The sequence below is a fragment of the Arthrobacter sp. GCM10027362 genome (assembly GCF_042679445.1).
Taxonomy (GTDB): domain Bacteria; phylum Actinomycetota; class Actinomycetes; order Actinomycetales; family Micrococcaceae; genus Crystallibacter.
Map to the genome: position 1 here is coordinate 1 of NZ_JBHTML010000184.1, position 7,473 is coordinate 7,473.

At 66.3% G+C, this 7,473-nt stretch carries 7 protein-coding genes and 1 pseudogene; 4 read left to right on the forward strand and 4 right to left on the reverse strand.

All coding sequences use genetic code 11. From position 1 onward, the window contains the following. The 4 genes and pseudogenes from ACFQ36_RS18785 to ACFQ36_RS18800 form a co-directional block, all read right to left on the reverse strand. Positions 1 to 165 (reverse strand): annotated as a pseudogene (locus ACFQ36_RS18785) (glucose-6-phosphate dehydrogenase); the annotation flags it as partial. A gap of 11 nt (positions 166 to 176) precedes the next feature. Next, positions 177 to 1,805 (reverse strand): glucose-6-phosphate isomerase, encoded by a 1,629-nt coding sequence (locus ACFQ36_RS18790; RefSeq protein ID WP_377016380.1) that lies wholly within the window; start codon positions 1,803 to 1,805, stop codon positions 177 to 179. 6 nt (positions 1,806 to 1,811) lie between these two features. Beyond that, positions 1,812 to 2,927, reverse strand: a complete 1,116-nt coding sequence (gene tal / locus ACFQ36_RS18795) for a transaldolase (protein WP_377016381.1) — start codon at positions 2,925 to 2,927, stop codon at positions 1,812 to 1,814. Between the two features lie 179 nt (positions 2,928 to 3,106). Then, entirely contained in the window at positions 3,107 to 3,667 is a 561-nt protein-coding gene (locus tag ACFQ36_RS18800; RefSeq protein ID WP_377016382.1) for a hypothetical protein, read from the reverse strand. 354 nt (positions 3,668 to 4,021) lie between these two features. Between ACFQ36_RS18800 and ACFQ36_RS18805 the strand changes: the two genes are divergently transcribed. From ACFQ36_RS18805 to ACFQ36_RS18820, 4 genes are all read left to right on the forward strand, one after another. Continuing rightward, positions 4,022 to 5,230, forward strand: coding sequence for an aspartate transaminase (locus tag ACFQ36_RS18805; protein WP_377016384.1), 1,209 nt, complete (start codon positions 4,022 to 4,024; stop codon positions 5,228 to 5,230). A gap of 15 nt (positions 5,231 to 5,245) precedes the next feature. Further along, positions 5,246 to 5,929 (forward strand): 4-carboxy-4-hydroxy-2-oxoadipate aldolase/oxaloacetate decarboxylase, encoded by a 684-nt coding sequence (locus tag ACFQ36_RS18810; RefSeq protein ID WP_377016386.1) that lies wholly within the window; start codon positions 5,246 to 5,248, stop codon positions 5,927 to 5,929. 222 nt (positions 5,930 to 6,151) lie between these two features. Then, positions 6,152 to 6,922: an SDR family oxidoreductase gene (locus tag ACFQ36_RS18815; RefSeq protein ID WP_377016388.1), complete on the forward strand. Its 771-nt coding sequence runs from the start codon at positions 6,152 to 6,154 to the stop codon at positions 6,920 to 6,922. Next, positions 6,923 to 7,473: alcohol dehydrogenase catalytic domain-containing protein (locus ACFQ36_RS18820; RefSeq protein ID WP_377016391.1), on the forward strand; the 551-nt coding region annotated here is incomplete at its 3' end. It abuts the gene before it with no gap.

The window sequence follows — 7,473 nt, forward strand, 5'->3', positions numbered from 1 at the left end:
GCCGCGGTTGGCCAGGTCGTACACCGCCGGCATGAGCTTCTTGCGCGAGAGGTCCCCGGTGACGCCGAACAGGACCAGGGAACAGGGCCCTGCAATCCGGGACAGCCGGCGGTCGCGCGGATCCCGCAGCGGGTTGCCCCGCCGCGCCTCGAATGTATCTGGCATTGCTGTGCTACTTATCCTTTGCCGCCGAGCTGTGCCACGGCCTCGAGCAATTGCGTGCTGCCGGCACGGCGGTCCGTTAGATGGAGTCTCAGGACCGGACGTCCGTGGTCGGCCAGGACCTGCGCGTCGCCGGCGGCCTGGGCGGCGATCAGTTCCCCAAGGCTGAACGGGCGGCCGGGAACCGGCAGGTCCAGGGAGGACTCGGCGGTGATCTGCAGGTAGGCGCCGACAGCCGGCCCGCCCTTGTGGAACTGTCCGGTGGAATGCAGGAACCGCGGACCCCAGCCGAAGGTGGCGGGCCGGTGGGCCAGCGCGGCCAGCTGCGGGCGCAGGTCGGCCAGCTCCGCCTGGCCGAAGCGGTCCAGGTAGGCCTGGATGCTCAGGTAGCCTTCCGGTCCGAGCGTGCCGATCAGGGCCTGCAGCGCCGCCGCGAGGCTGCCCGCGCCGCCGAGCACCTGCGCGTCCGCGAGCACCTGCACCGCACCGTCGGTGAAGGCCGGCGGCTGCGACCCGGGACGGGCGTCCAGCAGTCCGCGGGCGGCGGCCTTGGCGGCTTCGACATCCGGCTGGTCGAAGGGGTTGATCCCCAGCAGCCGGCCGGCCACGGCCGTGGCGTACTCCCACAGCAGCAGCTGGCTGCCCAGGCTGCCGGACACGACGACCTGGTTGGCGGCGCTGTCCCCGGCCTGCAGTTCGGCGGCCGGCGAGACCAGCCGCACCAGCAGGATGTCGGAGTCTTCCCAGGTGGTTTCCGGATCCCCCGGGTTGGCCACCACGGGCAGCAGGCCGGTGCCGGACTTGCCGGTGGACTCGGCAACCAGCTGCTCGGCCCAGTCGGCGAAGCCCACGATGCCGGAACCCTCGTCCACGATCACGATCTTGTCCCGCAGCGGGGAGGTCCCGCCCAGGACCGCGCCCAGGCCCAGGGCGATGTTCTCCGGGGCGTCCTCGGCCAGGATCTCCGCCGCTTCCTCGGCGTCGTCGAGCAAGGCCTCGATATCGACCCCGGCCAGGCCCGAGGGGACCAGCCCGAACGCGGTCAGCGCCGAGTACCGGCCGCCCACGTTCGGATCCGCATTGAAAACGGCGCGGTATCCGGCCTCGCGGGCGGCGGCGTCCATCGGCGAACCCGGGTCCGTGACCACGATGATCCGGGCGGCGGCGTCCAGGCCGGCCTCCGTGAAGGCCTGCTCGAAAATGCGCCGCTGCGAGTCCGTCTCCACGGTGGACCCGGACTTGGACGCGACCACCAGGGCCGTCTCCGACAGGCGCTCGGCCAGCGCGGCGGAGACCTGTTCCGGGTCCGTGCTGTCCAGCACCGTCAGCTCGACACCGGCGGTGTTGGCAATGACCTCGGGAGCCAGCGACGAACCGCCCATGCCGGCCAGCACGATCCGGGTGATCCCCTCGGCCCGCAGGTCGTCGCGCAGATCCAGGATCTCGCGCACCAGCGGGCGCGAAACCTCGGCGGCCTCCACCCAGCCGAGGCGGATGCCCGCCTCGGCTTCGGCCTCCGTTCCCCAAAGGGTTGGATCCTTGGCGGCGATGCGGGACGCTACCTTGTCCGCGACCAGCGTGCCGACATGTTCTTCAACCGCGGTGCGCGCGGCACCTGATGCCTCAAAGGACAGCGAACCCATGCGTTGTCAGGCCTTTCCTGCGTTGTCCAGTGCCGCCTGGATGGTGCCGAGCAGCTGGTTCCAGCTGGCCACGAACTTCTCCAGGCCTTCCTCCTCGAGCCGGTCGACGACCTCGGTGTAGGAGATGCCCTGTGCCGCCACCGCATCGAGCAGCCTGTTGGCTTCCTCATAGGTGCCGGTGACGGTGTCCCCGCCGACCTGGCCGTGGTCGGCCACAGCCTCCAGGGTCTTTTCCGGCATGGTGTTCACTATGCCCGGGGCCACCAGGGACGTGACGTAGAGCGTGTCCGGGTAGGCCGGGTCCTTCACGCCGGTGGAAGCCCAGAGCGGCCGCTGCGGGCGGGCGCCGGCCGCGGCCAGGACCTGCCAGCGCTCGGTGCTGAACTGCTCCTGGAAGATCTGGTAGGCCAGCCGGGCGTTGGCAATGCCCGCCTGGCCCTTCAGGGCCAGGGCCTCCTCGGTGCCGACCGCGTCCAGGCGCTTGTCGATCTCGGTGTCCACCCGGGAGACGAAGAACGAGGCGACGGAGTGGATCTCGGCCAGGTTGTGCCCGTTCTCCCTGGCCTGCTCCAGGCCCAGCAGGAAGGCGTTGATGACCTCCCGGTAGCGCTGCAGGGAGAAGATCAGGGTCACGTTGACGCTGATGCCGGCGGCGAGGGTGGCCGTGATGGCCTCCAGGCCCTCGACCGTCGCCGGGATCTTGATGAAGACGTTGGGCCGGTTGATCACCTCGGAGAGGTGCTTGGCCTCGTAGACGGTGCCGGCGGCGTCCCGGGCCAGCCGCGGGTCCACCTCGATCGAGACCCGGCCGTCCACGCCGTCGGTGGCCAGGGCGATTTCGGCGAACAGATCGCACGCCTCGGAGACGTCTTCGGTGGTGATCGCGAAGACCGCATCCTGCACGTCGGCGTCCCGTTCCACCAGGTGCCTGACCTGCGCGGCGTAGGCATCGCACTCCTTGAGCGCGGCGGCGAAGATGGTCGGATTGGTGGTCACGCCGACCACGTTGTTTTCCTTCATCAGCGTCTGCAGCGAGCCGGAGGTGATCCGGTCGCGGGACAGGTCGTCAAGCCAGATGGACACGCCGGCATCGGACAGGGCCTGGGTGTTTGGGTTGGACATGGGCAATCTCCTATAGAAGCACTTGCTGTGATGGATTCACGGGCGGCAATGGCCACGCCGCCGGTCAGGCCGAACTCAGAGGATGCTGCACTCCCCTGTTTCAGGGGGGACGGCCCGGAAAAGAGCGGTGGAGGGCTAAAGGCCGGTCACCTGCCCATTGGCGAGGTTCAAGGCCCGCTTCATACGGTAGCCGTCCTCCTGCGGACGTCTGAAAGCGCCCGATCAACAGCGGCCGACGCTGGCCGGAAGCCGTGGTCATCCATGGCGTTGCCCCGGCGCAGTCCACGCGTTGTTTTCCTGACCTGTTCCACTGTCAGACCGCTGGCGATTGCGAGGTCGAGAGGATCGTAACCGGTCACCTGGTAAGCCCTGACGATGAGGCGGTCCCGTTGACGTTCAAGCTTTGCACGCTTTTCCTTCGCGGCCAGGAGCTCTGCCGTTTTCGCCCGGATGGCATTCAGGTGGATCTCTCTGGGTGTGTGGGTTGGATAGATGTCCTCGTATGACTGCGCGATTGTGCGGATGGTCCTGTGCGTCACCCCCGCCGCCTCGGCCAGTGCCGCCACCTTCAGCCCGTCTTTCAGGGCTTGGGCGATGTGTTGGTTTCTTCCCGATGTGAGGGTTCGCATCCTGCTGACGACACAGGACAGCTGTTGCCCGAGCAGCTCGAGACCTTGGGCGGTTTTCTCGCGCTCCTTCCGCAGCTCCGAAGTCCCGGTCTTGGCTCGGTAGCTGTACATGGCAATGCTCCTTCTGTCTGCCTGGCTCTTGCTGGTGTCCCATGCCTGAACTATGGCGCCATGGACGCCCAAAGGGCCGCGCCACACGAATGAGGCCTCCAAGAATTAAGTCACTTCGGGGACAGTTGCGGTAATACCAATAGCGGATGAATCCATAAGCAAACTCTTTGGACTTAGACTGAGGTCCCCCAGCATTGAATGAATCAGGTCCCCACCGAAGGCAGTAACGGCTAATTCGTCATAAGCAGCGCTTATCCGTCCACGTACATTAGGTCTTATCCAAGACCGGCCCGGCTCCGTAGGCTCGAAGAAGTTACCCATCTGCTTCCGCCCTTCACCCTCTTGGAGGAGACAATGTCTGAGTATCAGCCGGCGTCGCGTGTCACGCGCATCAAGGAGTCCGCCAGCGTTGCCGCCGCGGCGCGCGTCCGTGAGCTTAAGGCACAGGGGCGGTCGATTATCGACCTGACGGTCGGTGAGCCGGACTTCGATACCCCAGACCACATCAAGCGCGCGGCGATCCAGGCAATAGAGGCGGGAGAGACCAAATACACTTCGGTCACCGGAACTCCTGAGCTTCAGGCTGCCATCCTTGGCCATGTCGAGAAGCGGACAGGGTTCCGTTATGTGCCGCAGCAGCTCACGATCGGCGGAGGCGCGAAACAGGTGATTTTCACCGCTCTCATGGCGTCGCTGGATGAAGGGGACGAGGTGATCATCCCTGCTCCCTACTGGGTGTCCTATCCCGACATGGTCCTGGCCAATGACGGGACTCCTGTGATCGTGCCCTGCGGTGAAGACACCGGCTTCAAGCTGACCCCGGAGGCGCTTCAGGCCGCCATCACACCGGCCACCAAGTGGCTGATCCTCAATGCCCCCTCGAATCCCACCGGCGCGGTCTATGCTCCTGCCGAGCTGGACGGACTGGGCGCCGTCCTGGCCCGGCATCCGCAGGTCTACGTGCTGACCGACGAGATCTACGATGAGATCTATTTCGGCGAGGGCCGGATCAGCAGCCTCGCTGCTGCCGCACCAATGCTCCGGGACCGCATCCTGATGGTCAACGGCGTGTCCAAGGCCTACGCCATGACCGGGTGGCGCCTGGGCTACGGCGTCGGACCGGCAGACATCATCGCCTCGATCAACAAGCTTCAGTCACAAATCTCTTCGTGCCCCTCCTCCATCAGCCAGGCCGCCGCTGCAGCTGCACTGGCAGGTGACCAAAGCTTTGTCCGCGAGTCAGTGGAGGTCTACCGTGCCCGGCGCGATGCCGTGGTTGCCGGCCTCAATGCCGTCGCAGGCCTGTCCTGCAGGTCTCCGGAAGGTGCTTTCTATGCGTACGTGAATTGCACCGGCGTCGTCGGCAAGACCACGCCGTCCGGGGCCAGGATCGACGATGACCAGGATTTCGTTTTGTACCTTCTCGACGCAGCCTCGGTGGCAGTCATTCCAGGATCCGCCTACGGCCTTGGGCCTTACTTTCGGATCTCCTTTGCCACATCACTGGAAACCATCAATGCCGGCGTGGAGGCCATCGACAAGGCCGTCCGCGCCCTGAACTGAACCATGGAAGAAAAAATGCAACAAATGATCCATGTCAAGACTAAGTTCGAGCGGCCGGACCCGGATGTCGTGCGCCGCCTTGCTGCCTTCTCTTCGGCCACGATCCATGAGGCCCAGGGCAAGAAGGGCGCCCTGAGCTCGCGGATCAAGCCGATCGACCGGTCCATGTCTTTTTGCGGGCCGGCCATGACAGTCAGATGCGCGCCGCAGGACAACCTCATGCTGCAGGTAGCCATCCATTATGCACGGCGCGGGGACGTCGTAATGGTGGGAGCCGGCGAGTTCACGGACGCAGGTACCTTCGGCGACGTCCTGGGCAATGCCATGGTGGCGAAGGGTATCGCGGCCATGGTGACCGACTCGGGAGTGCGGGACACGCAGGACCTCATCGACCTCGGTCTTCCGGTGTTCTCCGGAAGCATCAGCATCAAGGGCACTGTCAAGGAGACTCTTGGCCCGGTCAACTATCCGCTGGTGATCGGTGATGAGATCGTGTATCCGGGCGACATCCTGCGCGGGGATGCCGACGGCGTGGTGGTCGTCAGGCGGGAAGAAGCCGAAGAAGTTATCTCGCTGTGCCAGGCTCGTGACGATGCAGAGCGCGAACTGATCAAGGCCTACCACGAGGGCGGGACCACGATCGAGCTGTGCAAGCTCACAGATGTCCTCAAAGCCAAAGGACTCCTGGTCGAGGAGTAGGCCCCTGCTGTTGCCGGGCCTGCGGCTGCCGGGGGCCCGCCCCGCCCAATTCACGGCCAAGGACCTGACGTTGGCCCGCACGGCCTTGAAACTCTGCACCGAACTTGTCGTAACCGGCCTCAGGGATCAAGATCCCGCTGCTGTCCATGGGCTGCTGCGACACCGCAACGACCTGGACGAGGACGGCGCCGCGACACGACATACCATGCGAAAGGACGCACAGTGAGTCCACTATTCAACCTGACGGGGCGCACCGCCTTGGTGACTGGATCCAGCAGAGGCATCGGCAAAGCCCTCGCGGCCGGTCTGGCGGAGGCCGGCGCATCGATAGTCCTCCACGGTTCGGACGCCGGGCGCCTCGAGGCGACCCGCACGGAGCTTGAGGACCAGTACGGCCGGGGGCGCGTTCACGCCGTCGCCTTTGACATCACCGACCCGGCGGCCGTGAATGCCGGTGTGCGGGCAGCCGAAGGAGCCACCGGGCAGCTGGACATCCTGGTCAACAACGCGGGGATCCAGCACCGCGTATCCATGTTCGAGCTGGACCCGGCAGACTGGAGCCGGGTCCTTGATACAAACCTGACCAGCGCCTTCCTGGTCGGCCGTGAAGCCGCCCGCGGCATGGTATCCCGCGGTTCGGGCAAGATCATCAACATCTGCTCCGTCCAAAGCGAGCTAGCCCGGCCCACCATCGCCCCCTACACGGCTGCCAAGGGCGGGCTGCGCAACCTTACCCGCGCCATGACCGCCGAGTGGGCCGGCCTGGGGCTGCAGATCAATGCCATTGCCCCGGGCTACATCCACACCGAGATGACCCAGCGGCTCGTGGATGACCCTGAGTTCAATGGCTGGATCCTGGGCCGCACACCCGCCGGCCGATGGGGGACCGTGGCAGATCTCACAGGACCGGTGGTGTGGCTGGCCTCGGAGGCATCCGCGTTCGTCAACGGCCAGACCATCTTTGTCGACGGCGGCATGACGGTGGTGGTCTAAGTGTCGGAGCACTCCACCGAAGCCAATCTCGCCGTCGTGGCGTACGCGCGGGACGACCTCCGTGTGGAGGAACGTTTAATGCCCCGCCCCGCACCGGACGAGGCGCTGGTGCGGATAGCCTACGGGGGAATCTGCGGCTCCGATCTGCACTATTGGCTGCACGGGGCGGCGGGGGAGTCCGTGCTGCGGGATCCCCTGGTGCTTGGGCACGAAGTCGTGGGCACGGTGCTGCAGGCCGCGGCCGACGGCACCGGAGCCGCCGCCGGCACCAACGTAGCCGTACACCCGGCCACTCCCCAAGGCGGCGGTGCCCGCTACCCTCTGGACCGGCCCAACCTCTCCCCGGGATGCACATATCTGGGCAGCGCTGCCCGCCACCCGCACACCGACGGGGCATTCACGCGCCTGGCAGCCCTTCCCGCGCGTATGCTCCGCCCCCTGCCAGCCGGGCTGGGACTCCGCGAGGCCGCTCTGGCCGAGCCTGCCGCGGTGGCATGGCACGCGGTAGCCCGGGCGGGCGAGGTCCGCGGCAAGCGCGCCCTGGTCATCGG